General features: G+C 75.9%; 22 protein-coding genes. 8 read left to right on the plus strand and 14 right to left on the minus strand.

From position 1 onward, the window contains the following. Window positions 1–72: 72 nt before the first annotated feature. Complete coding sequence (locus ACWEO5_RS01125; RefSeq protein ID WP_452158909.1) at window positions 73–1,494, minus strand: hypothetical protein; 1,422 nt, start codon at window positions 1,492–1,494, stop codon at window positions 73–75. Window positions 1,495–2,084: 590 nt separating this feature from the next. Between ACWEO5_RS01125 and ACWEO5_RS01130 the strand changes: the two genes are divergently transcribed. The 3 genes from ACWEO5_RS01130 to ACWEO5_RS01140 all read left to right on the plus strand — a co-directional run bounded on the left by ACWEO5_RS01130 (window position 2,085) and on the right by ACWEO5_RS01140 (window position 6,247). Then, window positions 2,085–3,125 carry a zinc-binding dehydrogenase gene (locus tag ACWEO5_RS01130; RefSeq protein ID WP_452158911.1) on the plus strand — a complete coding sequence of 347 codons (1,041 nt, stop codon included), beginning with the start codon at window positions 2,085–2,087 and terminating at the stop codon, window positions 3,123–3,125. A 153-nt stretch (window positions 3,126–3,278) separates the two neighbouring features. Then, window positions 3,279–4,979, plus strand: a complete 1,701-nt coding sequence (locus tag ACWEO5_RS01135) for a thiamine pyrophosphate-binding protein (RefSeq protein ID WP_452158913.1) — start codon at window positions 3,279–3,281, stop codon at window positions 4,977–4,979. Between the two features lie 95 nt (window positions 4,980–5,074). Continuing rightward, window positions 5,075–6,247 carry a Glu/Leu/Phe/Val family dehydrogenase gene (locus tag ACWEO5_RS01140; protein ID WP_452158915.1) on the plus strand — a complete coding sequence of 391 codons (1,173 nt, stop codon included), beginning with the start codon at window positions 5,075–5,077 and terminating at the stop codon, window positions 6,245–6,247. Window positions 6,248–6,609: 362 nt separating this feature from the next. Here the strand turns inward: ACWEO5_RS01140 and ACWEO5_RS01145 are convergent, their stop codons facing one another. Together ACWEO5_RS01145 and ACWEO5_RS01150 are read right to left on the minus strand one after the other, a co-directional pair. After that, window positions 6,610–7,401, minus strand: a complete 792-nt coding sequence (locus ACWEO5_RS01145) for a peptidyl-tRNA hydrolase (protein WP_452158917.1) — start codon at window positions 7,399–7,401, stop codon at window positions 6,610–6,612. Window positions 7,402–7,418: 17 nt separating this feature from the next. Continuing rightward, window positions 7,419–8,336 (minus strand): hypothetical protein, encoded by a 918-nt coding sequence (locus tag ACWEO5_RS01150; RefSeq protein WP_344550855.1) that lies wholly within the window; start codon window positions 8,334–8,336, stop codon window positions 7,419–7,421. A gap of 144 nt (window positions 8,337–8,480) precedes the next feature. Between ACWEO5_RS01150 and ACWEO5_RS01155 the strand changes: the two genes are divergently transcribed. Beyond that, the gene (locus ACWEO5_RS01155; RefSeq protein WP_452158919.1) at window positions 8,481–8,852 is read left to right on the plus strand and encodes a YbjQ family protein; all 372 of its coding nucleotides are present in this window, start codon (window positions 8,481–8,483) and stop codon (window positions 8,850–8,852) included. 69 nt (window positions 8,853–8,921) lie between these two features. On the opposite strand, the gene ACWEO5_RS01160 is transcribed toward ACWEO5_RS01155, so the two are convergent. From ACWEO5_RS01160 to ACWEO5_RS01170, 3 genes are all read right to left on the minus strand, one after another. Next, window positions 8,922–10,025 (minus strand): vWA domain-containing protein, encoded by a 1,104-nt coding sequence (locus tag ACWEO5_RS01160; RefSeq protein ID WP_452158921.1) that lies wholly within the window; start codon window positions 10,023–10,025, stop codon window positions 8,922–8,924. A gap of 193 nt (window positions 10,026–10,218) precedes the next feature. Continuing rightward, a complete protein-coding gene (locus tag ACWEO5_RS01165; RefSeq protein WP_452158923.1) occupies window positions 10,219–10,623 on the minus strand; it encodes a hypothetical protein in 405 nt (134 codons plus the stop codon). A gap of 113 nt (window positions 10,624–10,736) precedes the next feature. Next, window positions 10,737–12,002 carry an MFS transporter gene (locus ACWEO5_RS01170; protein ID WP_452158925.1) on the minus strand — a complete coding sequence of 422 codons (1,266 nt, stop codon included), beginning with the start codon at window positions 12,000–12,002 and terminating at the stop codon, window positions 10,737–10,739. Between the two features lie 231 nt (window positions 12,003–12,233). On the opposite strand from ACWEO5_RS01170, the gene ACWEO5_RS01175 reads away from it, so the two are divergent. Then, window positions 12,234–13,133, plus strand: coding sequence for an ATP-grasp domain-containing protein (locus tag ACWEO5_RS01175; RefSeq protein ID WP_452158927.1), 900 nt, complete (start codon window positions 12,234–12,236; stop codon window positions 13,131–13,133). A gap of 65 nt (window positions 13,134–13,198) precedes the next feature. Beyond that, on the plus strand, window positions 13,199–14,275 hold the full coding sequence (locus tag ACWEO5_RS01180) for an NAD(P)-binding domain-containing protein (RefSeq protein WP_452159084.1): 1,077 nt from the start codon (window positions 13,199–13,201) through the stop codon (window positions 14,273–14,275). 3 nt (window positions 14,276–14,278) lie between these two features. Here ACWEO5_RS01180 and ACWEO5_RS01185 read toward each other — a convergent pair whose 3' ends face one another. Further along, the gene (locus ACWEO5_RS01185; RefSeq protein WP_452158929.1) at window positions 14,279–15,241 is read right to left on the minus strand and encodes a helix-turn-helix transcriptional regulator; all 963 of its coding nucleotides are present in this window, start codon (window positions 15,239–15,241) and stop codon (window positions 14,279–14,281) included. A gap of 352 nt (window positions 15,242–15,593) precedes the next feature. Here ACWEO5_RS01185 and ACWEO5_RS01190 point away from each other — a divergent pair, with 352 nt between their 5' ends. Beyond that, complete coding sequence (locus tag ACWEO5_RS01190; RefSeq protein WP_452158931.1) at window positions 15,594–16,283, plus strand: alpha/beta fold hydrolase; 690 nt, start codon at window positions 15,594–15,596, stop codon at window positions 16,281–16,283. A gap of 3 nt (window positions 16,284–16,286) precedes the next feature. On the opposite strand, the gene paaE is transcribed toward ACWEO5_RS01190, so the two are convergent. The 6 genes from paaE to ACWEO5_RS01220 form a co-directional block, all read right to left on the minus strand. Then, window positions 16,287–17,354 carry a 1,2-phenylacetyl-CoA epoxidase subunit PaaE gene (paaE, locus tag ACWEO5_RS01195; protein ID WP_452158933.1) on the minus strand — a complete coding sequence of 356 codons (1,068 nt, stop codon included), beginning with the start codon at window positions 17,352–17,354 and terminating at the stop codon, window positions 16,287–16,289. Further along, entirely contained in the window at window positions 17,354–17,857 is a 504-nt protein-coding gene (gene paaD / locus ACWEO5_RS01200) for a 1,2-phenylacetyl-CoA epoxidase subunit PaaD (protein WP_452158935.1), read from the minus strand. Before paaD ends, paaE begins: the two co-directional genes overlap by 1 nt. Then, window positions 17,851–18,732 (minus strand): 1,2-phenylacetyl-CoA epoxidase subunit PaaC, encoded by an 882-nt coding sequence (gene paaC, locus ACWEO5_RS01205; RefSeq protein ID WP_452158937.1) that lies wholly within the window; start codon window positions 18,730–18,732, stop codon window positions 17,851–17,853. Before paaC ends, paaD begins: the two co-directional genes overlap by 7 nt. Before the next feature lie 31 nt (window positions 18,733–18,763). Continuing rightward, entirely contained in the window at window positions 18,764–19,057 is a 294-nt protein-coding gene (gene paaB / locus ACWEO5_RS01210) for a 1,2-phenylacetyl-CoA epoxidase subunit PaaB (RefSeq protein ID WP_344550842.1), read from the minus strand. Further along, on the minus strand, window positions 19,054–20,019 hold the full coding sequence (paaA, locus tag ACWEO5_RS01215; protein ID WP_452158939.1) for a 1,2-phenylacetyl-CoA epoxidase subunit PaaA: 966 nt from the start codon (window positions 20,017–20,019) through the stop codon (window positions 19,054–19,056). The genes paaB and paaA overlap by 4 nt, the downstream gene beginning before the upstream one ends. 297 nt (window positions 20,020–20,316) lie before the next feature. Continuing rightward, on the minus strand, window positions 20,317–21,591 hold the full coding sequence (locus tag ACWEO5_RS01220; protein WP_452158941.1) for a M20 family metallopeptidase: 1,275 nt from the start codon (window positions 21,589–21,591) through the stop codon (window positions 20,317–20,319). 591 nt (window positions 21,592–22,182) lie between these two features. On the opposite strand from ACWEO5_RS01220, the gene ACWEO5_RS01225 reads away from it, so the two are divergent. Then, window positions 22,183–23,595: an ADP-ribosylglycohydrolase family protein gene (locus tag ACWEO5_RS01225; protein ID WP_452158943.1), complete on the plus strand. Its 1,413-nt coding sequence runs from the start codon at window positions 22,183–22,185 to the stop codon at window positions 23,593–23,595. On the opposite strand, the gene ACWEO5_RS01230 is transcribed toward ACWEO5_RS01225, so the two are convergent. Then, window positions 23,553–24,590 carry a terpene synthase family protein gene (locus ACWEO5_RS01230; RefSeq protein WP_452158945.1) on the minus strand — a complete coding sequence of 346 codons (1,038 nt, stop codon included), beginning with the start codon at window positions 24,588–24,590 and terminating at the stop codon, window positions 23,553–23,555. The two genes, ACWEO5_RS01225 and ACWEO5_RS01230, sit on opposite strands and share 43 nt — an antisense overlap. Window positions 24,591–24,668 lie beyond the last annotated feature (78 nt).

Here is a 24,668-nt window from a genome sequence, read left to right on the forward strand (position 1 = left end):
CTCCCGGAACGGGGGGTGCCGGAACGGGGGGTGCCGGAACGGGGGGTGCCGGAACGGGGGGTGCCGCGAAGATCACCGGATCCTGCCACGGAACGCGGAGGTCGAGCGGAGGTGGGCGCTGCGCTGGAGGAGGTGGTGAACCTCCCGCTGGCGTGCGTGGGGACGCAGTGAGGCGACCACGTTCGTCAGGGCGGCGTCGGCGCGGCCGCTCGCCAGCCCGGGGTAGTCGTCGAGGAAGCGGTGCCAGGTGTCCACCGCCTCCGTCAGCTCCCCGGTGCGCAGCAGCAGGGTGCCGAGGTCCGCGAGGGTGAGGGCGCGCGAACGGCGCTCGTCCGGGGGGCGGCGCCGCACCGATTCCCGCAGGGCCTGCGTCGCACCGGGGAGGTCGCCCAAGTGCTCGCGCACCGCGGCCTGCTGACGCAGCAGCGAAGCGCGGTGGTAGGCGCCGGCCACGGTGTCCGCGGGGCTGGAGGCGCGCCCCAGGAGCCGCTCGGCGGTGGCCATCGCGTGCAGGGATTGGCGGCGTGCGCCGTCACGGGCCTGGGCGACGGCCAACTGGCCGTGGACGAAGGCGTGCTGGAGGCCGGTGCCCCGCACGGTGCCGACGGCCCGCTCGGCGAGTGCGATCGCCTCGCGGACGTGGCCGAGGCGGTACGCCTGTACGGACATGCCGCGCAGGGCGACGGCGGCGTCCAGGGGCGAGTTGTTCTCGTCGGCCAGCTGCAGGGCGGTGAGGTAGTAGCGCTGCGCCACCCCGTGGAGGTTGTCGTCGAAGTGCATGAACGCGTTCAGGTAAGCGAGGCGGCCGGTGACGGCCAGCAGGCGCTGGCGCAGCACCGGTCCCGCCGGGCGGTGGAGCTTGGGGCTGAGTTCGGAGGCCAGGAAGGCGCTCAGCGCCCGGCGGCCCCCTCCACCGCCGAAGACCCGGTCGTCGCGGTGGAACACCAGGGCGATGGCCTCGGCCGCCTGCACTTCGAAGGGCTCGACGCGCCGACGCCACGAAGGGGGCGGTTCTGGGGCCGGGGCGGGACGGGCGCCGTCGGCCACGCGCCGCTCCGCGTCCACGAGGGCCGCGACGCTGTAGGTCACGTCCGATCGTTGCCCGGCGCGTCGGGGGCCCGCACCGACCGGGAGGCAGCCCAACTGGAGCAGGACCGACGCGGAGTCGGCCGCCGCGGCACGGTCCCGCACCGCTCTCCCGCCCGGGGGCGGCGTCGGGCCGGGGTCCGGCACGGCGCCGTCGGCCAGACCCGCGTCCGCCGGGCTCACCGGGCGGCCGAGCCGGCGGGCCAGCGCCTCGCAGATCGCGCTCACGGCGTGCGCCCTGGGCCTGGTGCCGGCCAGCCAGTGCGCGACGGCCGACCTGTCGTAGCCGAGGACCGTCCCGCTCTCGGCGGCGACTCTGTTGACAGCGGCCGCCAGGTCCGCCGCGCTCCAGGCGGCTTCGGTCAGCAGGACGCGCAGTGCGTGATTGGGGCGGCGGGGCTGTCCCATGAACACCACCTCTGGGGTCGGCTCACTCGACGGAGGACTGCGCCACCAGGGTGGGACGTGAGCGCTCCGGCCCGCCACCCCGTCCGAACTCCCGTCCGAGGACGGGCCGGTCGGTCGGCCGGGGCAGGACCGGCCGGCGGCGCGCATGTGCGGAGGTCATGCCGACGGCGATCCGTGCGCCGCGGAAACGGATCGAGGGGCTTCCGCTTTCAGCGGGAGCCTTCTTTCACCACGCGTTCACCGGCGCGGAACATTTCGGCGGCGGGCGGAGCCGGTCCGCCGCCAGGTCGACCGCCGGACGACCGGGCCGGGGCGGGCGGGCCGTTCCCGTCGGCAATCCTCCCGCGGCTTTCAACGGCCCGTCAGATTCACGGCGGCCGAGGACGGTGGCCCTTCCCCACCGCGGGGCCCCGGCGGCACAGTCGTGGCAGGAGCACGGCCGTGCGGACGAACCGGTCCGCGGCACCCGCCGAAACGGGTTCGCCACGGTCGCCCGGCTCCGTACGCGCCCGAAGGGGAGCCGGTGCCGCGGGCACCGCGTCGGCCCCGGTGCGGCCCGTTCGGCCTTCTCCGGAGAGGAACGAGGAACCATGCGAGCTGTCGTCTACGTGGACCCCGGCCGGGTCGCGGTCACCACCGTGGCCGATCCGAGGATCGAGCAACCGACCGACGTCCTGGTGCGCGTCACGCACGCCGCGGTGTGCGGCAGCGACCTCCTCTTCGTCGAAGGGCGCTTCTACGCGCCCGAGCAGCGGTGCGGCCACGAGTTCACCGGAGTGGTCGAGGAGACGGGGAGCGCCGTGACGCGGCTGCGCCGGGGCGACGCGGTCGTCGCCCCGTTCGCCTGGGCCGACGGGAGCTGCCGCCACTGCCTGGCGGGCCTGTTCACCTCCTGCCCCGCCGGCGGCGTGTGGGGGCTGGGTCCCGGGTCGGACGGCGGGCAGGGCGAGGCCGTCCGGGTGCCGCACGCGGACGCGACCCTGGTGCGGCTGCCCGGCGAGGCCGTGACCGACCCCGTGCTGTCCCGGTCGGTGCTCGCGCTGGCCGACGCGGTGCCCACCGGTCACCACGCGGTGGTGCGGGCCGGCGTCGGCTCCGGGCAGTCGGTGGCGGTCGTCGGCGACGGCGCGGTCGGGCTGAGCGCCGTGCTCGCCGCCCGGCGCGCGGGCGCCGGGCGGATCATCGCGCTGGGCAGCCACCCCCGCCGCCTCGACCTGGCCCGGCGCTTCGGCGCCACCGACACCGTGGCCGCCAAGGGCGGGGCCGCGCGGGAGGCGGTCGCCGAACTGGTCGGGCCCGACGGGGTCGACGCGGCCGTGGAGGCGGTCGGCACGACCCGGGCGCTGGACACCGCGATCGCGCTCGTCAGGCCGGGCGGAACGGTCGGCTGCGTCGGCCTGCCGCACCACGAGCAGGCCCCCGACCTGCGGGCGGCCTTCTTCGCCGACATCAGCCTGCGCGGCGGCATCGCCCCCGTCCGCGCCTACCTGCCCGAGCTGCTCGCCGAGGTCCTCGACGGGCGCCTGGACCCCTCGCCGCTCTTCGACTTCTCCGGCGGCCTGGACGACACGCCCGCCGCCTACGGGGCGATGTCCGCCCGCACCGCGCTCAAAGCCCTGATCCGCCCCTGACGCCGGACGGCTCCGTCGGCCCGGCCCGGCCCGTACGGAGCCCTCACCCCGCAGCCGTCCCGCGTCCCGTCCGCTGCCCGGCCGGTTCCGTCTCCGCGCCGTGCGGCCGGCACCTGCCCGGCTCGCGGGTCCGACACTCCGAAGGAGCTTTCCGTGCCCCAGCCCTGCTCACCGTCCGGCCGCCTCCCCAGCGGCGCCGAAGTGGTCCTCGACGTCCTGCGCGACGAGGGAGTGCGGCACGTCATCGGCAACCCCGGCACCACCGAACTGCCGCTGATGCAGCGGTTGGCCGCCCAGACGGACATCTCCTACGTCCTGGCACTGCACGAGGCCAGCGCCGTGGGCATCGCGGACGGCTTCGCCCGGATGTCCGGCCGGCCCGCCTTCGTCAACCTGCACGCGGCCGCCGGCCTCGGCAACGCCGTCGGGGCCCTGACCAACGCCGCCGCGGCCCGGATCCCGATGGTGGTGACCGCCGGCCAGCAGGACCTGAGGTGGCTGCACCGCGGACCGGTCCTGGCCGGCGACCTCGCCGGGCTGGCCCGGCCCACCGTCAAGTGGTCCCACCAGGTCGGCACCCGGGAAGAGCTCGGCCACGCGCTGCGCACCGCGTTCCGGCTGGCGCAGGCCCCGCCGACCGGCCCGGTGTTCCTCGCCCTGCCGATGAACCTGTTGGACGAACCCGGCCCCCCGGCCCCGCCCCGCTCCCGGCGCCCGTACCCCGCGGCCCCCGGGGTGGCCGCAGTGTCCGCCCTGCTCGCCGACGCCCGCCGGCGCCCGGGGGGAATCGCCCTCGTCTACGGGGACGAGGTCGGCCGCCAGGCCCCCGAGGAGGGCCTCGCCCTCGCGCAGGCCCTCGCCGCGCCGGTCTGGGGCAGCAGTTGGCCCTCGGCGAACACCTTCCCCCAGCCGCACCCGCTGTGGCGCGGCTTCCTGCCCACCGATCCCGGTGCGATCCGGCGCGCCCTCGGCGGCCACAGCCTGGTGCTCGGGGTGGGCAGCCGCCTGTTCCCCTCCTACTTCCCCTACTCGCCCGCCGAACCGCTGCCGGCCTCGCTGCCCCTGGTGCACCTCGCTCCCGACCACGGCGAGCTCGGCCGGGAGAGCCCGGCCCAGCACGCGCTGGTCGGGGACATCCGGCTGGGCCTGCGGGCCCTGCTGGCCCAACTGCCGGCCGGACCCTCCCGCCCCGCCCCGCCCGCTCGGCCCGACCCCACCGCAGCGCGTACCACCGCCGCAGCGCGTACCACCACCGCACCGCTCAACGCCGACACCCTGCCCGCCGTACTCGCCCGCTGCCTGCCGCCCGGGGCGCCGCTGATGGACGAGTCCCCCTCCCTCTCCCGCGGCCTGCGGGCCGCGCTGACACTGGAGGGGGCCAACCGCTACCACTGGGTGCCGGGCGGCCTCGGTTGGGCGATGCCCTGCGCGGTGGGCGCCGCACTGGCCACCGGCACGCCCACGCTCTGCGTCGTCGGCGACGGATCCGCCCTCTACTCCCCCCAAGCCCTGTGGACGGCCGCCCGGCTGCGGCTCCCGGTCGGATTCGTGGTCGCCGACAACCGCGCCTACCAGGTCCTGCGCGACAACTGGCAGGTCCGCGATGCGTCCCCGGAGCGGATGCTCGGCCTCGACCTCGCCCACCCGCCCATCGACTTCACCGCCCTGTCCACGGCCTTCGGCGTCCCCGCCCGGCGGGCCGCCACCACGACCGACCTCGCCTCCGCCCTCCGCGCCGGATTCGCCTCCGCCGGCCCGTTCCTGATCGCGGCCGACCTCGCCGACAAGGACGCCGGCCCCGCCGACCCGGCCGCTCACACCGCCCCCGCCCGGCCGACCACCCCGGCCGGCTGACCACCCCCGCCTGCTGACCACCCTGCCCGACCCGCCCCCGCCGTGACCCGACAGCCCGTCAGCGCGCAGCGAGCGCACCCCGCGAGGAGACACCCGTGTCAGACGCCGCCATCACCGAACTGCCCGCCCCCGCCGGATGGGACCACGAACGCGTCCTCTTCTGCGAGGACCCCGACTCCGGCCTGCGCGCCATCATCGCCGTCCACTCCACCGCCCTCGGCCCCGCGCTGGGCGGCACCCGGTTCCACCCCTACGCCACCCGGGAGCAGGCGCTCCAGGACGTCCTGCGACTGTCCCGGGGCATGACCTACAAGAACGCCGCCGCGGGACTGCGGCTCGGCGGGGGCAAGGCCGTCATCATCGGCGACCCCGACCGGGACAAGAGCGAGCGACTCCTGCTCGCCTACGGCCGCTTCGTCGCCTCCCAGGGCGGCAGCTACATCACCGCGTGCGACGCCGGAACCACCGTCGCCGACATGGACGTCGTGCACCGCACCTGCCCCCACACGGTGGGACGCTCCCCCCGGCACGGCGGATCGGGCGACTCCAGCGTCCTCACCGCCTACGGCGTCCTGCAGGGGATCCGCGCGGCAGCCCGCCACACCTGGGGTTCGCCGGCCCTGGCCGGCCGCACGATGGGCGTCGTGGGCGTCGGCAAGGTCGGCCGTCTGCTGGCCCGGCACCTCGTCGACGAGGGCGCCGACGTCGTCATCGCCGACCCCGACGGCCGCGCCGTCGACGCGACCCGCGCCCTCGCCCCCGCCGTGCACGTCGCCGCCTCCACCGAGGAGCTGCTCGCCCGCAGCGACCTCGACGTCCTCGCGCCCTGCGCCCTGGGCGGCGCCATCACCCGGGACGTCGCCGACACCCTGTCCGCCGCCGTCATCTGCGGCGCGGCCAACAACCAGCTGTCCCGACCGGAGCTGGCCGAAACGCTCCGGGAGAAGGGCATCCTCTACATGCCCGACTTCGTCGTCAACAGCGGCGGCGTCATCCACGTCACCAAAGAGCTGGGCCACTACACCGAAGAGGGCTGCCGCGAGAAGGTCGAGGCCATCTACGACACCTGCCTCGACCTCCTGGAACGCTCGCGGGCGACGGGGACCACGGCACTGGCCGCGGCCCACGACCTGGCCCGATCGCGCCTGGAGGCCGCCGTCCCGCGCGGCGACGCGCAAGCACCGCGCGGGACCGCCCCCGGCCAGGACGCCCGGGACGACGAGTGGGAACGGCTCGACGACCCGACCTTCGTCCGTGGCGAAGGGTAGGAACCGGTCCCCGTGGCCACCGGAGCACCGACGCCGGGCGGCGAGCCCAACCGCGCCGGAATTCCGTTCCGTGTCCGTGGTCCACTGACGTACCCGCTGGCCCACGGAGTCGCCCCGCTGCTGGTGGCCGTCACCTCGGTCACCACCAGCGTGGGCGTGCACCGGACCGACGGCGTGTGCCCTACGTCGCCTGGCTCTTCCTGTGCCAGGGCCCGGCTCTGCCGCTGATCGCCCTGGCCCGGCGCCGCCGGGTCCTGCTGTCGCGACTGCGTCCGGCCGCCGGCACCGCCCCGGCCGGTGAACCCGTCGGAGAAGGACCGCCCGGCCTGCCGCGTCGCCGTGTCGGCGTCAGCGCGGTGCGCTCACGGGCGCAGCAGGCGCGGGGTGGGGCAGAAGTCCTCGCCGCCCTCGGCGGCGACGGTGGCGCTGCCGGGGGCGATCTCGGTGAAGCCGGCGTCGCGGACGACCGGGAGGCGGCCGTCGGTGAGGGCGGGCCAGTCGGTGGTGGGGGCGGTGCGGACGGCCAGCGGGAAGCCGGCGGCGGCCCACTTCTCGCGTTGCGGCCCGTCCAGTTCCCACCAGGCGAGCTGGGCGGCGTGGCCGGTCTGGGCCATGGTCTTGCCGGCGCTCATTTCGAGCGCGGGGTTGAGCCAGAGCACGGGGACGCCTTCGGGGGCGGGGCCGGGCGGCTCGGGGTCGTCGAGGTCGGTGCCGGAGACCTGGAGCTTGGCGAGTTCCTTGGGCCAGCCGTCCAGCGGGACCGGCGGGAAGACCCGCACCTCGGCGCCGCCCGGGCCGGTGACGGTGATGCCGGGCAGTTCGCCCGCCTTGCGCCACTCGCTGCCGCGGGCGCGCCGGACCACCTTGCGGATCCGGGCGTCCTCCCAGGCCGCGACCCGCTCGGCCCACTCGCCGTCCGGCTCGGTGACCCGGGGGTCGGCGAGCAGGGTGAGGACGGCGCGCGCCGAGGTCTCCAGCGCGTCGGTGCGGGCGGGCGGGTCGGTGCGCTCCAGCCGGACCACCAGCGGCAGCACGTACTGCGGGCGGGTGTCGCGGTCCTCGGCGTGCCCGCCCACGGCGGGGGCGGGCGCGTCGGCGGGGGCGGGCAGGTCGGCGGAGGGCCGGGCGGCGGGCGGGTCGAAGGGTGAGCTCACCTTCCCAGCATGCCAGTTCAGCGGCGGTAGCCCCGGCCGGGGTCGCGTTCCTCGGCGTCCTCGTAGTCGAGGAACCAGCCCTCGGGGTGGGTGGCGGCGAGGAGTTGGTCGATCCGCTGGCCCGCGTCGAGGTCGCTGTCCTCCTCGTCGGGGCCGTAGACGCCGAACAGTTCGTCGGAGCAGCCGTCCCAGTCGTAGTCGTACAGGTCGGCGGGCAGGTCGCCCATCATGTCGGCGACCGATTCGGGCTGGGCGCCGAGCAGGGTGCGGGCGTCGGCCAGGGCGAGCCGCAGCGCGACGTCCTCGGCGGGGCAGCGGGGCAGCGGCCACTCGCCGATGGCGAGGTCGTCGGCGAGGTCGTCGAAGGCCCGGGCGAAGGTGCGCCGCCAGCCGCGGTGCAGGTTCCAGGTGCGCTGCGGGAGGCGGCCGAAGACCGTCCAGTCGCTCTCGTCGGCGACGGTGACGGGGTCGTCGCCGTGGTCGTCGAGGTCCTCGTAGGCGGCGTCGGCGAGGCTGATCAGCTGGGTGTGGACCAGGCAGGCGGTGCGCGGGGTGAGCGTCCAGTCGCCGGTGTCGCCGTCGTCGTCGAGCGGGAAGAGCTCGGCGAAGTCGGGGGCGAAGTCGTCGGTGACGCTGATCTCCAGGGTGCCGCCGAGGGCCTCGATGCCGGGCAGCGAGGCGACCAGCCGGTCGGGGTGGAGCAGCGCGCCGAGGGCCGCGTTGGGGTCCTCGGCGACTTCGCGCAGCAGTTGGGCGCGCTGGCCCTCCGGGTCGATGCCGGCGAAGTCGAGTTCTTCGACGGCGGCCCGTGCGGCGGCGCGCAAGGCCGGCCAGTCGGTGATCCGCAGGCCCAGTACCACGGTGGCCTCGATCTCCTGCGCGCCGGATTCCTCCGCCGCGTGCGACCCCTGTGGCTGATCGTTTCGCTCGCCCATGCGACAAGGTTGACAAACCCGGTGCCCGGTGTCCATCGGCTCTCCCGATCCGGTGTCCGGCAGCGGTGGCGCGCGGGCGCGGAACGGGGCCGCCCGGCGCGCCGGGGTAGCCGACGGGCCGGGTCGGGCGGGAGGCTGGGAGGCATGAGCGAACTGAACGATTTCGGCGGCGGGCAGGACCCGTCCGGCGGTGTGCTGGTGGTGACCACGAACGACGTTCCGGGCCACCGGGTGGTCCGGGTGATCGGCGAGGTGTTCGGGCTGACGGTGCGGTCGCGGCACATCGGCTCGCAGATCGGCGCGGGGCTGAAGTCCCTGATGGGCGGCGAGCTCAAGGGCCTCACCAAGACGCTGGTGGAGACCCGCAACCAGGCGATGGAGCGCCTGGTCGAGCAGGCCCGGGCCCGGGGCGGCAACGCGGTGCTGATGATGCGCTTCGACGTCACGGAGGCGGCGGACGTCGGCACCGAGGTCTGCGCGTACGGCACGGCCGCAGTGATCGAGCCGCTGGGCTGAGGCCGGAGGGACCCGTGCCCGGACGGCCCCGGAGCGGTGCGCTCCGGGGCCGCGGTCCGTGCTCCGCGGCTACAGCATGACCAGCAGCCGGGTGCCGGGCAGCAGCTTCCGGTTGACCGAGGTCGACTGGACGAACACGGTGTACGCCGGGTTGTCGCCGGGCTTCACGGTGGCCTCCGCGGCGGGCAGGCCGAGCAGGCCGCGGGCGGCCGGGCCGGAGAACACCCGGCCGGTCAGCTCGCCGGTGACCGGGTCCTTCTCGGCGACGGCGATCTGCTTGGCGGCCTGGATCTTCTCCCGCTTGGACAGCTCGTAGAAGGAGCAGCCCGTCCGGTACGGGTGCCCGGAGCCGGTGACGAACTCGCGCAGCGCCGCCTGCCGGTCGACCGGGACGAGGGCGTACGTGTCGGCCGCCAGCGCGTCGAGGCTGGCCTTCACCTCGTCGGCGCTGAGGTCCTTGCCCATGGTGAACAGTTGCTTGGTGCCGCGCACGCCCTTCTCGCGGCCGCGCAGGAAGCTGGTGGCGGCGGTCTTGACGGTGTCGATGGCCTCCTCGACGCCGCCGGTGGAGTCGGCGTCCCAGATCGCGATGTTGCCGGCGGGGAAGCCGTACTCCTGGGCGGTGCGCTTGGCCAGCGAGTTGGGGACCAGGATCGCCGACGTCCAGTGCTCGGGGAGCTCGGCCAGCGCGCCGCGGATGCGGTCCATCCAGCCGCGCAGCACGGCCTTGCCCTCGGCCGGCTTCATCCGGGCGTGCATCCGGCCGTGCTCGGAGCAGCCGGAGGCGTTCTCCTCGCCGTCGGTGACGACGACCTGGAGGAAGGAGTGCTCGCCGTAGCCCTCCCAGACGTGCTTCAGGTCGTCGATGGACTTCACCGCCGCCTCGATCAGCGCCGTCGCGCCGTTGTCGACCGCGTAAAGGCCCTTGAGCGAGGGGAGGTGCTTGACGTCCATGTCCCACACCAGGTTGTGCACCTCGTGGTCGAAGGCGTAGAGGCTGATCCGGGTCTCGTGGCCGAGGCGGTCGGACTCCTCCTGGAGGCCCTTCACGAATTCGTCCACCACGCGGATCAGCTGCGCCTCGTGGCGCTGCATCGAGCCGGATTTGTCGACCACCAGCGAGACGTGGTTGACCTTGTGCGCGATGCGGTTCGCGGAAGCGTTCGCGGACATGCTCGACCCCTTTTCCAACGCCTTTCCCGACGCCTTTTCCGGCGCCCCCTCCAGCGTTGTTCCCACACTACGGCGGGCCACTGACAATTCCGCCGGGCCCGACGTGCCGTCAATTCCTCCGGGTTCCTGGCCGCTTCGGGGAACCGCCGGGTGCCGGGCCGCTTCGGGGAACCGCCCGGCGGCGGGCCGTGCGCTATTCGGAGAAATCGGGCGAGGCGAGGTCGATCGTCAGCGTGTTCCCGCAGTTGTTGGTGAAGGTCGCCGTCGACCGGTCGACGGCGGCCTCGACGAGTTCGTTGCACAGCAGGTGCACCAGCCAGCGCAGTTCGCCCCCGGCGCCGGTCCGGGCGAAGAACCCGTCCGACCCGTGCGAGCCCCCGCCGCTGACCAGGCGTCCGGACCCGTCCGGGAGCGCCACCTCGGCGAGGACGTCGGCGTGGGCGGTCCCCCCGGAGTCGGCGGCGCCCGGGGCGAGCGGCTCCCCCAGGTCGAACCGGGTCAGGTCCGCGCCGTCGCAGTCGGCTTCCCGTCCGGTGCCGTCCGGGCGGAAGAGTCCGCACCGGACCGGCATCCGGCCCTCGGCCCACAGTTCGTCCAACCGGCCCACCGTCGTCCCCCGTTCCGCGTCGCCGTGCCGACCGTCGGGCCGGCCGCCGGGCCGTCCGTCCGCGAACCCGGTGCCGCGTCAGGCGGCCTCCGCCCGTCGTGAACCTAGCGGGCGGCGGGGGCCGGCGGGCGGGCGTCGCCGGACGGTTGCCCCTCGTTCGGGGAGCCGTCACCGCGGCGGGGGCCGGTGGCCGGGGAGAGCGCGGCGGCGGCGAGGACGAGCAGCAGGACGGGGACCAGTGCGGCGCGCAGGCCGAGGTGTTCGCCGAGCAGGCCGAGCACGGGCGGTCCGGCGAGCAGGGCGACGTAGCCGATCCGGGAGGTCAGCGCGATCCGGCCGGTGGTGTCGGGGCCGGACTCGCCGGCCGCGGCGAGCGCCAGCGGGAAGCCGAGCGCGGTGCCCAGGCCCCAGAGCAGGACGGCGCAGCCCGCGGCGGCGGGGGCGTCGGAGAAGGAGACCAGGGCGATGCCGGCCGCGGCGAGCAGGGCGCCGCCGCCGAGCACCGCGGGGCGGCCGAAGCGGGTGACCACGGGGCCGCCGGCGAACCGGCCGACCGCCATGGTGGCGGCGAAGCCCGCGTAGACGGCGGAGCCCAGGCCCGCGGGCATGTCGTGGCCGTCGACCATCAGCAGCGGCAGCCAGTCGGTGGCGGCGCCCTCGGCGAGGGTGAGGGCGAACAGCACGCCGCCGATCAGCAGCAGCTTCGGGTCGAGGTAGAGCCGCCGTTCGCGCGCGCCGCCCTCCTCCCGTCCGCGCGCGCCGCCCTCCTCCTGCGGCCGGGGCAGCGCGCGTCCCAGGCCGGGGCGCAGGCCGGGCAGGGCGAGCGCGAACAGCACGGTGACCAGGAGCAGCACCGCCGCCAGGTGCCAGGGCACCGGGAGGCCCGCGGCGGCCCCGGCGACGCCGAGGACGGCGCCGACCACGGTGCCGAGGCTGTAGCAGCCGTGCAGGGCGGGCAGCACGGGGCGGCCGTACTCGCGTTCCACGACGGAGCCGTCGACGTTGCTGGCGACCTCCGAGAGGCCCATGCCGGAGCCGATCAGGAACAGGCCGAGGGTGACCAGTGGCGCGGAGGCGACGGCCGCGCCGAGGGCGGTCACGGCGACGCTGGCCAGCACCAGGCCCATGCCGGTGACGACGACGGGGCGGGTGGCGAACCGGGCGACCAGGGCGCCGGCCACCAGGATGCCGAGCATCGAGCCGACCGCCATGCCGGAGAGCACCAGGCCCATCTCGGCGGTGGAGGCGTCGAGCCGGTCCCGGACGTCGGGGGTGCGGGTCACCCAGGTGGCGAGCGAGAGGCCGGGGATCGCGAAGCAGAGTTGCAGGGCCAGGCGGTGGCGGCGGACCGCCGGGGGCGGGGGTGGCATGGGGGTGCGGCTCTCCGTGGCAGAACGGTCCGGGGGTCCCACGTACCCTAACCACCTGCCGCCGGGCCCCGGCGGCCGCTCCCGGACGATCACGTTCCGCATCCGTCCGGACACGCGGCGATCACGGCGGCGGGCGGGGCGGAAGGCCGGTACGAAATACCGATTGACACTGCTCAGGGGGCCGGTGGACGCTCGCCTGGCACCGTCCCGCCCCGATCCCAGGAGCCTCCCGTGAGCACCGCCCCGCACCCGCCCGTCCGCCGTCCCGCCAGGGTCGCGTACGCCACCTGCCGCGGGGTCGAGGACGTGGAGCGGCTGCCGGTGCTGGCGGCCCTCGCCCGGCTCGGGGTGCACGCGGAGGCGGTGTTCTGGAACGACCCGGCGGTGGACTGGGCGGGCTACGACCTGGTCCTGGTGCGCAGCGTCTGGGACTACATCCTGCACCACCGGGAGTTCCTGGCCTGGACCCGCCGGGTCTCCGCGCTGACCCGGCTGGCCAACCCGGCGCGGGTGCTGGAGCGCAACACCGACAAGACCTACCTGCGCGGGCTGGCCGCCGCCGGGCTGCCGGTCGTGCCGACGCTCTGGGTCGCCCCGGGCGATCCGCTGGACGCGGTCGCGGCGGCCGACTGGCCGGAGCTGGTGGTCAAGCCGACGGTCTCCTCCGGCGCGCGGGACACCCTCCGCACCACCGACCGGGCCGCGGCGCTGGCCCAGGTCGCCGCGCTGACGGCGGCCGGGCGGACGGCCATGGTGCAGCCGTACCTGGCGATGGTGGAGGACGAGGGCGAGACCTCGCTGCTGTACCTGGGCGGGGAGTTCAGCCACGCGGTGCGCCGCGGCCCGATGCTGGGCGGCGGCTTCGCGGACGCGGCCCGCGAGCCGGACGCCGACCAACTGGCGCTCGCCGAACGGGTGCTGGCCGCGGCGGCGGAGCCCGGCGAGCTGCTGTACGCCCGGGTCGACCTGGTCCGGCTGCCGGACGGCGCGCCCGCGCTGATCGAGCTGGAGCTGACCGAGCCCCGGCTGTTCCTCGACCTGTGCCCGGGCGGCCCGGAGCGGCTGGCCGCCGCGGCCGTGGCGCTGCTGCCGGGGAACAGCCGACCGCGCCCCGGTGTTTCACCGGTGTGACCGTTGAACGTGCAAGTACCGCAGCGGGTGCCGACCCCGTCGGCACCGCCGGCGCCGTCCGCGAGGTGGACGCGCTGGTGATCGGCGCGGGCCAGGCCGGCCTGTCCGCCGCCTACCACCTGCGCCGCCGCGGCTTCGCCCCGCACACCGGCTTCGTGGTGCTGGACGCGGACGACGCCCCCGGCGGCGCCTGGGCGCACCGCTCCCCCTCGCTCACCATGGCGACCGTGCACGGCTTCCACGACCTGCCGGACTTCGAGCTCCCGGCCACCGACCCGGCCGTCCAGGCCCGGATCGCCGTCCCCGGCTACTTCGCCGCGTACGAGGCCCGGCACGCGCTGCCGGTGCTGCGGCCGGTCAGGGTGCTCGCCGTGCGCGAACGCCCGGACGGGCGGGCCGACGGCGGGCCGGACGGGCGGCTGCTGGTGGAGACCGACGCCGGCCGCTGGGCCACCCGCGCCCTGCTGAACGCCACCGGCACCTGGACCCGGCCCTTCCTCCCCCGCTACCCCGGCCGCTTCGCCGGGCGGCAGTTGCACTACGCCGACTACCGCGGCCCGGCCGGGTTCGCCGGGCAGCGCGTCGTCGTGGTCGGCGGCGGCGCCTCGGCCGTCCAGGTGCTCTCCGAGGTCGGCGCGGTCGCCGAGACGGTGTGGGTGACCCGCACCCCGCCGGTGGTCCACCGGGGGCCGTTCACCGAGGAGTTCGGCCGCGAGGTGGTCGCCCGGGTCGACGAGCGGGTCCGGGCCGGACTGCCGGTGCGCAGCGTCGTCTCGGTGACGGGCCTGGGCCCGAGCGTGGCCTACCGCCGGGCCGAGGAGCTGGGCGTGCTGCACCGCCGTCCGATGTTCGACCGGCTCACCGAGCGCGGAGTCGCCTGGGGCGAGCAGGAGTTGGCCGTCGACGCGATCATCTGGGCGACCGGCTTCCGGGCCGAGCTCACCCACCTCGCCCCGCTCGGCCTGCGCACCGCGGGCGGCGGCATCCGGATGGACGGCACCGAGGTCGCCGACGACCCCCGCATCCACCTGCTCGGCTACGGCCCCTCCGCCTCCACCGTCGGCGCCAACCGCGCGGGCCGCGCGGCCGTCAACGAGGTGGTCCGCCTGCTGGGGGCACCGGCGCAGCCCGCCGCGGTCTGACCTTCAGCCCGCCCCGGCCGCCGCCGCGAACCGGGCCGCCAACGCGGCCACCGCGGAGCGCAGTTCGGGACCCTCCAGGACCTTGAACGGGAACGGGACGGCCGCCAGCCACTCCCCCGCGTACATCGCCGGGTTGCGGGTGCTGCCCTCCAGCAGGCAGTGCTCGCCCGCCGGTTCGAGCCGCCCCATGGTCGGGCCGACCCACGGGGCGACCTGCTCGAACGGCGCCTCGAACAGCACCCGGGTGCGGAACGCCCAGCCGGTGCCGAGGTGTTGCTCCAGCACGGCGACCGGGTCCAGCCCCTCCGGCGGGTCGAACGGCACGCCGGAGCGCTCGGCGGCCCGGACCCGGTCGATCCGGTAGGTGCGGACGGCGTCCGCCCGGTGCGAGTGGCAGAGCAGGTACCAGCGGCCCCGGCGCACCACCACCGCCCACGGGTCGACCTCGGCCCGCCACTCGCTCCCGCCGCCGCTGCGGTAGTCCAGCACCGCCCGCCGCCGCGCCGCGATCGCCTCGACCAGCGCGCTGACCACCACCGGGTCCGGGTGCGCCGGGTACGGGTCGGGCGCCGCCGCCGCGTGCGCCCGCAGCGCGGCCGCCTGCCGCCCGATCGCCTCGGGCAGCGCCCGGACCACCTTCCCCAGCGCCGCTCCCACCGGGTCCGCCGGGTCGGTGGCCGCCGGCCGCCCGTCCAGCACCGCCATCACCAGCCCGAGCGCCTCCTCCTGCGTGAACGACACCGGCGCCAACCGCGCCCCCCGCCCCAGCCGGTACCCCCCGTACGGCCCCCGCTCCGACTCCACCGGCACCCCGGCCTCCCGCAGGATCGCCACGTACCGCCGCGCCGCCCGGTCGCTCACCCCGAGCCGCGCCGCCAACTGCTCCGACGTCGTCCCGGGCCGCTCCCGCAGCACCTCCAGCGCCCGCAACGCCCGAGCGGTGGGGCTGATCTCCGTGTTCGCCACACCCAAGACCTTAGAGACGGCGGAGGGGGAACGGGCCAGGGGCTCGGGGAACGGCGAAGAGCCCCGCCAGGGGCTCGGGGAACGGCGAGCCCGGGTCTGCTGACGGTGCACTGCCGGAGCGCGCATCGGCTTCCGGTTCGGTCAAAGACACGCAGCAGCACGGACCTTCGATGGGCTCCGGCCGTCAGCAGCACGGACTCGCCGTTCCCCGAGCCCCTGGAGGTGCATGCCCGTCTGCCGACAGTTCCCCGAGCGCCTGATGGTCCTCTTCCTGCATTTAGGAAGTTGATCGTCCGGAACCCTTCCTAGCATGGTCAGTGACCTGCTCGAACGTTGAACGGAGGGGACTCCCATGGACGTCCTGTTGATCGGCGGCCTCTGGCTGAACGGCACCACCGCCTGGGACGCGGTCGTGCCCGCACTCGCCGGGCGCGGGCACCGCCCGGTGCCGCTGACCCTGCCCGGGCAGGGGGACGGGCGGACGGACGCGACGCTGGCGGAGCAGCTCGCGGCGGTGCTCGCCGCCGTCGACGCGGCGGCGGGGCGGCCGTTGCTGGTGGCGCACTCGGCGGCCTGTTCGCTGGGGTGGATGGCGGTGGACGCCCGGCCGGACGGGGTCGCGGGGCTGGTGCTGGTGGACGGGTTCCCGCACGGGGACGGGCACCCGTACGCGGACCTGTTCCCGGTGCGGGACGGGGTGGTGCCGTTCCCGGGGTGGGAGCCCTTCGCGGGGTCGACCAGCGCGGACCTGGACGAGGGGGCGCGGGCCCGGTTCGAGGCGGCGGCCGTCCCCGTCCCGGCGGGGGTCGCGCTGGCGCCGGTCCGGCTGGCGGACGGGCGGCGTTACGGCGTGCCGGTGACGATGCTCTGCGCCGAGGCTTCCCCGGCGGAGGTCCGGGGGTGGATCGCGCAGGGCGCGGCGCCGGAGGTGTCCCGGATGGAGCGGGTCGAGTACGTCGACCTGGACTCCGGCCACTGGCCGATGTTCAGCCGTCCGGCCGAACTGGCCGCCCTGATCGGCGCGGTGGCCGAACGGGCGTGAGGGTCAGGCGTCGTAGTCCACGGTGACCCGGTCGGAGACCGGCCGGGCCTGGCAGGTGAGGACGTACCCGGCGGCCAACTCGGCCTCCTCCAGGGCGAAGTTGCGCCGCATCTCTACCTCGCCCTCGCGCACCAGGGCGCGGCAGGTGCCGCAGACGCCGCCCTTGCAGGCGAACGGCAGGTCGGGGCGGGCACGTTGGGCGCCGTCCAGGACGGAACGGTCGCGGGGCAGGGCGAGGGTGCTGGAGCGGCCGTCGAGGACGAGGGTGACCTCGCTGGCGGCGGCGTCGGGCGCGGGTTCGGGGTGCCGTTCCTCGGGGTGCTCGTCCTCGGCGTGGAACAGCTCCTGGTGCACCCGCCCGGCGGGGACGCCGAGTTCGGCCAGCAACTGCCTGGCTCCGCGCACCATCTCGTACGGTCCGCACAGCCACCAGTGGTCGACGGCGGGGACGTCCACCAGGGCCGTCAGCAGGGCGGCGACCCGGTCGGGGTCGAGGCGGCCGCTGAGCAGTTCGGCGTCCCGGCTCTCCCGGGAGAGCACGTGGACGAGCTGGAAGCGGTCCAGGTGGCGGTCCTTGAGGTCGGCGAGTTCGTCGGCGAACATCACCGTGTCGCTGCGCCGGTTGCCGTAGAGCAGGGTGACCCGGGAGTCGGGGTGGCCGGCCAGCACGGAGGCGGCGATGGAGAGCATCGGGGTGATGCCGGAGCCGGCCGCGATCAGCACGTGCTCGCCGGGTTCGGCCGGGTCGGCGGTGAACGCCCCCGCGGGGGGCAGGACTTCGACGACCTCGCCGGTCTTCGCGCCGCTGACCAGCCAGTGCGAGAACAGGCCGCCGGGCACCTCGCGGACGGCGATCCGCAGCGGGCCGCCGACCGGGGAGCAGAGCGAGTAGGAGCGGCGCTCGTCGGCGCCGTCGACGATCCGGCGCAGGGTGAGGCTCTGGCCGGGGCGGAAGGCGAACTCGGCGGCCAGGTCGGCGGGGACGTCGAAGGTGACCGCGACGGCGTCCTCGCAGAGCCGTTCCAGGGTGCCGATCGGCAGCGGGTGGAACCGCGGGCGGCGGACGGCCATCAGATCTCCTTGATCCGGTCGAAGGGTTCCCGGCAACTGCGGCACCGCCACAGCGATTTGCAGGCGGTGGAGCCGAACCGGGACAGCTCCTCGGTGTCCTCGGACCCGCACTGCGGGCAGGCCACCGCCCGCCGGGTCGGGCCGAGTCGCAGCAGCCCGCCGGGGTGCGGGGGGCCGCCGGGGTGCGGGGGCGCGATGCCGGCTTCGGCGAGCTTGCGGCGGCCCGCGGCGCTGATCCGGTCGCTGGACCACGGCGGGTCGATCCGCAGTCGCACCTCGACCCCGGCGAACCCGGCGGCGCGCAGCCGGCGGGCCACGTCGGCGGCCATCTCGGCGACGGCCGGGCAGCCGGAGTAGGTGGGCGTCAGCCAGACGGTGACCGTCCCGTCCGCCTCCTCGACGCCGGCCAGCACGCCGAGGTCCTCCAGGGTGAGCACGGGCAGTTCGGGATCGGGCACGGCGGCGGCGACCTCCCGGGCCCGCTCCAGCAGGGTGCTCACCACGTCGCCCCCGGGTGCGCCCGGGCCAGCACCTGGAGTTCGGCGAGCAGCGGCCCCATCGCCTCGGTGTGCACCCCGTGCCGCCCGGCCCGCCCGTTCACGTACGCCCGGCCGGGGAGGTCGGGGACGGGCAGCGCGGCCTCGGCCAACACCCCTGCCAGCGCGGCGAGTACGGGTGCGCGCAGCGGTGACGGGTCGGTGCCGAGCCGGAGTTCGACCTCGTGCGGGGTGAACAGCTCGTCCAGCCACGGCCAGAGGGCGTCCAGCGCCGCGCGCATCCGCCGGTGCGACTCCTCGGTGCCGTCGCCGAGCCGGACCGTCCAGGCGGCCGCGTACTCCCGGTGGTACGCCAACTCCTTGACGCCGAGGGCCGCGACGGCCGCCAGCACCGGGTCGGCGTGGTCGGCGAGGCGCCGGTACAGCTCCTCCCGGGCGGTGGCGAACAGCAGCAGCCGCACCACGCACTGCGCGAAGTCGCCGTTCTCCAGCTCCACCAGCCGCACGTTGCGGAACTCGGACTCCGCGCGCCAGTAGGCGAGTTCGTCCTCGCCCCGGCCGCTGCCGTCCAGCTGCCCGGCCCGGGTGAGCAGTCGGCGGGCCTGCCCGAGCAGGTCGAGGCCGAGGTTGGCGAGCGCCACCTCCTCCTCCAACTCCGGTGCCCGGGTGACCCATTGGACCAGCCGCTGGGAGAGCACCAGCGCGTCGTCGCCCAGCATCAGGCAGTACGCGGCGAGGTCGGCCGGGTCCACCCCGGCCGGCGGTGCGGCGTCCACGCCCAGCAGCGGGTCGGCGAAGCCGGTGCCGTAGGCCCAGCGGGCTTCGCCGTCCGGCTCCCCGCCCGCCCCGGCCAGTGCGAGGTACACGTGGTCGTCGCTCATGTCGCCTTCCCTGCCCAGTCCTTGGTGCTCGTCAGATGTGCGGGACGTCCTCGGGGATCGGGTAGAACGTCGGGTGCCGGTAGACCTTGTCGCCGCTCGGCGCGAAGAACGCGTCCTGCTCGTCCGGGCTGGACGCGGTGATCGCGTCCGAGCGCACCACCCACAGGCTCACCCCCTCGTTGCGCCGGGTGTACAGGTCGCGCGCCGCGAGCAGCGCCATCTTGTCGTCCGCCGCGTGCAGCGACCCGACGTGCACGTGGTTCAGCCCGCGCCGGGGCCGCACGAACACCTCGTACAGCGGCCAGGAGGCCCGTTCCCCGCTCATCCCGAACTCCCTTCCCTGGCCGCCTTCTTGGCCGCGTACGCCGAGGCCGCCTCGCGCACCCAGGCGCCGTCCTCGTGGGCCGCCCGGCGCCGCTCGATCCGCTGCGCGTTGCACGGCCCGTCGCCCTTGATCACCTGCTGCAGCTCCGACCAGTCCGGCTCGCCGAAGTCCCAGCCGCCGCGCTCCTCGTTCCAGGCCAGGTCCGGGTCGGGCAGCGTCACGCCCAGGTGCTCGGCCTGCGGGACGGTCATGTCGACGAAGCGCCGGCGCAACTCGTCGTTGCTGTGCCGCTTGATCCGCCAGGCCATCGAGCGCTCGCTGTTGGGCGAGGCGCCGTCCGGCGGGCCGAACATCATCAGCGAGGGCCACCACCAGCGGTCCACCGCGTCCTGCACCATGGCGCGCTGGGCGTCCGTCCCGGCCATCATGGTCATCAGCAGCTCGTAGCCCTGCCGCTGGTGGAACGACTCCTCCTTGCAGATCCGCACCATCGCCCGGGCGTACGGCCCGTAGCTGCACCGGCACAGCGGCACCTGGTTGCAGATCGCCGCGCCGTCCACCAGCCAGCCGATCACGCCGACGTCGGCGAAGGTCAGCGTCGGGTAGTTGAAGATCGAGGAGTACTTCTGCCGGCCGTCGACCAGCTTCTCGGTCAGCTCCGCCCGGTCCACCCCGAGGGTCTCCGCCGCCGCGTACAGGTACAGCCCGTGCCCGGCCTCGTCCTGGGCCTTGGCCAGCAGGATCGCCTTGCGCCGCAAGGAGGGCGCCCGGGTCAGCCAGTTGCCCTCCGGCTGCATGCCGATGATCTCCGAATGGGCGTGCTGCGCGATCTGCCGCACCAGCGTCGCCCGGTACGCGTCCGGCATCCAGTCCCGCGGCTCCACCCGCGCGTCCGCGGCGATCACCGCTTCGAACTGCGCCTCCACGACCCACCTCCCGACTGACCGTTCGGTCGGTTCCATTCTGTACACAGCGGCCAGCCGGTGGCAAGGAGGTCACGGACAGCAGCATCAGGGGCTCGGAGGCGAACGGCGAGAGGCGGCATCAGGGGCCCGGGAAACCGTCGGCAAACGAACATGCACCACCAGGGGCCCGGGGAACGGCGGGTCCGAGCTGCTGACGGCCGGAGCCCACCGAAGTGTCCGTGTTGCTGCGTGTCTTGAACAGAACCGGAAGCAGACGCGCGCAACGGCAGTGAACCGCCAGCAGACCCGGGCTCGCCGTTCCCCGAGCCCCTGAATGCGCTCTCGTGAGCCCCTCTACCTTTCGCGCAGGCGCGGCAGCGGCACCGCCAGCAGCGCCGCCAGCAGGGCGATGCGGGGCCCCAGTTGGTCGATCCGGAGGTGTTCGTGGCGGGCGTGCGGGCCGCCGCCGACCGCGCCGAGGCCGTCCAGGGTCGGCAGGCCCCTCGCGCCGGCCAGGTTGGTGTCGCCCGCCCCGCCGGCGGGTGCGCCGTCGAGTTGCTGGCCGAGCGCGGCGGCCAGCGAGCGGACGTGCCTCAGCAGCGGGTTGCCGGTGCGTTCGGGCCAGGCGGGGCGGCTGGAGAGGACCTCGGTGCGGACGTCGGCGCCGGGCCGGTGGGGGGTGAGGTGGGCGAGGGTGTCGAGGGTGCGGCGCTGGGCCTCGGTGGTGGAGAAGCGCAGCCCGAGTTCGGCTTCGGCGTGGCCGGCGATGACGTTGGCGCGGGTGCCGCCGCCGATGCGTCCGGTGTTGAGTTCGGTGCCGGGCTGGTGGGCGAGGTCGCGCACGGTGATCAGCTGGTCGACGAGTTCGTCGATCGCGGAGAGGCCGTCGGCGGCGTCGAGGCCGGCGTGGGCCTCGCGGCCGGTGACGGTGAGCCGGACCCGGGTGGAGCCGCGGCGGGCGGTCTTGAGGCGGCCGTCGGGGTGTCCGGGTTCGAGTCCGAGGACGGCGGCGGCGCCGCGCAGGTGGCGTTCGACCTGGGTCCGGCCGTCGGGGCTGCCGATCTCCTCGTCCGAGACGATCACCATCCGGACCGGTCGGTGCGGCCGCTGGCCGAGGTCGGCGAGGAGGGCGAACGCGCCTTCCAGCAGGGCGAGTCCGCCCTTCATGTCGAGGACGCCGGGGCCGGAGAGCCGCCCGTCGCGCTCCTCGACGGGCCAGTCGGTGAGGGTGCCGACCGGCCAGACGGTGTCGTGGTGGCCGACCACCAGCAGGTGCGGGAGGTCCTCCTGCTGGCCCGGCCAGTCGAGGACGAGGTGGTCGCCGTGCGCGCAGCGCTTGCGGACGGCGGTGGCCCCGGTGGCGGCGTAGCCGGCGGCGAGTTCTTCGGCGAGGGAGTCGAGCCGGGGCGCGTCGCCGGAGGGGGACTCGATCCCGGCGAGGTCGGCGCAGCGCTTGCGGACGGCCGCGGCGAGGGTCCGGGCCCGCGTGGTGAGGGTGCGCGGGAGGCCCGGCAGGGCGGCGGCGGTGGGGGGCAACGCCGCTGTGGCGGCGGGCGGTTCGGTGCTGTCGGGGGCGGCCGGCGGTTCGCCGGCGGCCGGTGCCCGGTCGGGGTGCGGCTCGGGAGCCACGGTATGGGGACTCACTGTTCACCCCCGGCGGGTCGCGGGCCACCGGGCGGTATCGGTGGGGCGAGCGGCCGGGGGGTCCTGCGCGGCGTCGGGCTCGGTCGCTGCGTACGGTGCGACCTGGGGCTGGGCAACACTGCGTCCTCCTCGCTCGGTCCGCGGCTCCGGCTCGGCCCGGGGCCCGGGGACGTCGGTCTCCGTTCCTCGGCGCGGACGGGCACCGTGACAGGGGACCGATGAGCGAGCCTAGAAGATCGGTTCGTCTCCCTGCGAGGTGGCCTGCCGCTCAGCGCGTCGCGGCGGACCCGGGGGCGCGTGCCCGGCGGACGGCGTCCGTCGGGGCGCGCGCACGGGCCCGGGCCTGGCGCGGCGAGCGGGACGCGATCTTCCGAGTGCGTCCTGCCCCCACCTTGGACCCACGGGGGAGGTTCGGCAGCACGAACCGCCCACGATCGAGCGAACCCCGTCCGATGGGTGACCGCGAATCAGCCTTTGGTACCAGTCGGGTGACCCGGTCCCGGGAAATCCGTTGGCGGGCGTTCCTCCCCGGCCGGGACAATCCTCCCCGTCAGCCCCCTTCCCCTCGGAGCCCCGGTGTCCGCCTTCCGGTCCGTCCCGCCGTCCGCCGCCGACAGCCTGCGGGGGCTGGCGCTGGGCGATGCGTTCGGCGACCGCTGGTTCCACCCGCCGGTGGAGCAGGCGTCCGTGGAGCTCTCGGCCCGGACCGTCCGCCCGGCGCCCTGGCACTGGACGGACGACACCGCGATGGCGCTGGTCCTGGCCCGGCACCTGCGCGACCGCGGCGAGGTCGAACCGGCCTCGCTGGCCCGGGAGTTCGCGGCCGAGTACACGGCCGTCCCGCACCGCAAGTACGGGCCGTCGATGCACCGGGTGCTGCGCGCGGTGCAGGACGGGGCGGACCACGTCGCGGTCACCTCGGCGCTGTTCGGCGGGCAGGGTTCGCACGGCAACGGCGCGGCGATGCGGGTCGCCCCGCTCGGCGCCTGGTTCGCGGACGACCTGGCGGCCGTCGCCGAGCAGGCCGGGCGCTCCGCCCGGGCCACCCACGCGCACCCGGAGGCGGCGGTCGGCGCCCAGGCGGTGGCGCTGGCCGCGGCGCTGGCGGTGCGCTCGCGCGGGTCGGCCGCGCCGGGGCGGGCGGAGTTCCTGGCCGAGGTCGCGGGCCTGCTGCCGGAGAGCGACGTCCGCTCGGGGCTGCGGATCGCGGCCCGCTTCCCGGCGGGCACCGGCGTGCGGCACGCCGCGACGGTGCTCGGTTCCGGCTTCGAGGTGTCCGCGCAGGACACCGTGCCGTTCGCGCTGTGGTCCGCCGCCGGGCACCTCGACGACCTCACCGAGGCGCTGTGGCAGACCCTGGCGGGCTGGGGCGACATGGACACCACCTGTGCCGTCGCGGGCGGCGTGGTCGCCGCCCGCACCGGCCTGGCCGGCGTCCCGGCGCGCTGGCTGGACGCGCAGGAGCCCCCTGCCGCCGCTGTGACCGCGCGGCGGCGGCCGGGCCCGGATCCCGGGTGCCCGGGGCCCGGATCCCGGGTGCCCGGGGCCGGGAGTCCGGGTGCCCGGGGCCGGGAGTCCGGTCCGCGCTACGGCTCCGCGGGCAGGTTGAGACGGAAGGGCCCGCCCGGCCGCTCCGGGTCCCGGGCGCGGCGGACGGCGGCGATCCGGGCCGGGGTGACGCCGGTGGCGGGCGGGCCGAGCCGGTTGCCGGGGTGGGCGCCCGGGAAGGCCGGCAGCGGCGCGGACCCGGCTCCCGCGGTGCGTTCGACGGCCGCGGTCAGCGGGCTCCCGCCGATGCCCTGCCCGTGGCCGGGGCGGCGGCGGATCGTCCAGCGGTACGGCACTCCGTCGACCGCGAGGGGACGGGGGCCCCTCCTGCGCAGCGCCACCGTCCCGCCTCCCCCTGCCTGTTCGACCCCCGTTCGGCCCCCGGCGGCCCCGGCGGCCTACCCGCGGCCGCGGGGCGGCGGGACGGGTTGCGGGCGGTAGCGGGCGGTGCCGGCCGTCCAGTGCAGCAGGGCGTGTGCGAAGCGGACCAGGGCCCTCACGTAGCAGCGCACTTGGGGCGGCCAGTGGGAGCCGCGGGCGATGCCTTCGGCGAGGAACTCCAGGGTGGTGAGCTCGGCCTCGCAGAGTGCGGCGACCTTGGTGGCGGCGGCGTCCCGGGGCAGCCGCTCGTGCACTTCCAGGGCGCTCAGCAGGTTGTTGCCGTGCCCGGCGGCGGTCTCGACCCGGTACGAGCACAGGTCGTTGGCCCAGCCGATCAGGTGGTCCAACCTGGCGCGCAGGTCGACGAGTTGGGGGTGGCCGTGGAACTGCGCGGGCAGGTCGAGGCGGTGCGCGAGCTCGACCGCGCCGGTGGCGCAGCGGACGGCGCCGTCCTGCTCCCGGTACGAGAGGTACTGCGGGACGGTGGGGGTGGCGCCGCGCAGGCGCAGGAAGTCGAGCGAACCCTCCAGGTAGCTGCGGAAGTCGGCGGTCTGCCGGGCCCGCCAGGAGGGTCCGGCGAGGGCGATGCTGTCCTGCCACAGGGTGCGGAACGCCCGGGCCAGCGCGGTCGCGGGGGCGGGCGGGACGGCGCCGGGGCCGAGCTCCGGGCCGAGCAGCGCGGCGAGTTCGCGGACGGTGCGGTCGGCCTCGTCGGACGGGTCGCCGAGCCAGTGCCGGTCGAAGTGGTCGTCGAGGATCCAGCCGAGCAGCAGCCACTGGGTGCCGGCCCGCAGCGCGGGCCCGGGCGGCAGGTCGCCCCAGCAGCGCGCGGCCAGCTCCAAGTGGCCCTGTTCCAGCAGGCGTTCGAGGCCCTCGCGGTCGAGCAGCCCGGTCCCGGCCAGCCAGTGCACGGCCTCCTCGCGGAGCGCGTCGGCGTGCGGGTGGGCCGCGGGGAGGGGGACCCGGTCGAGCAGGCCGGCGAGCGGTCCGGCGGCTGGGCCGGGGAGCGCTCCGGCCGGGAGGCGGTGCGCGGCGGGGCTCGCGGCGTGGCTCATGGCGGGGTCCTCCTCGGGTGCGCGTCCGGCACGTGCGTCGGCTCGTCCGGGTCTGCCGGGCCCACCGGGCCTGCCGGG

The organism is Kitasatospora sp. NPDC004272, assembly GCF_053603035.1.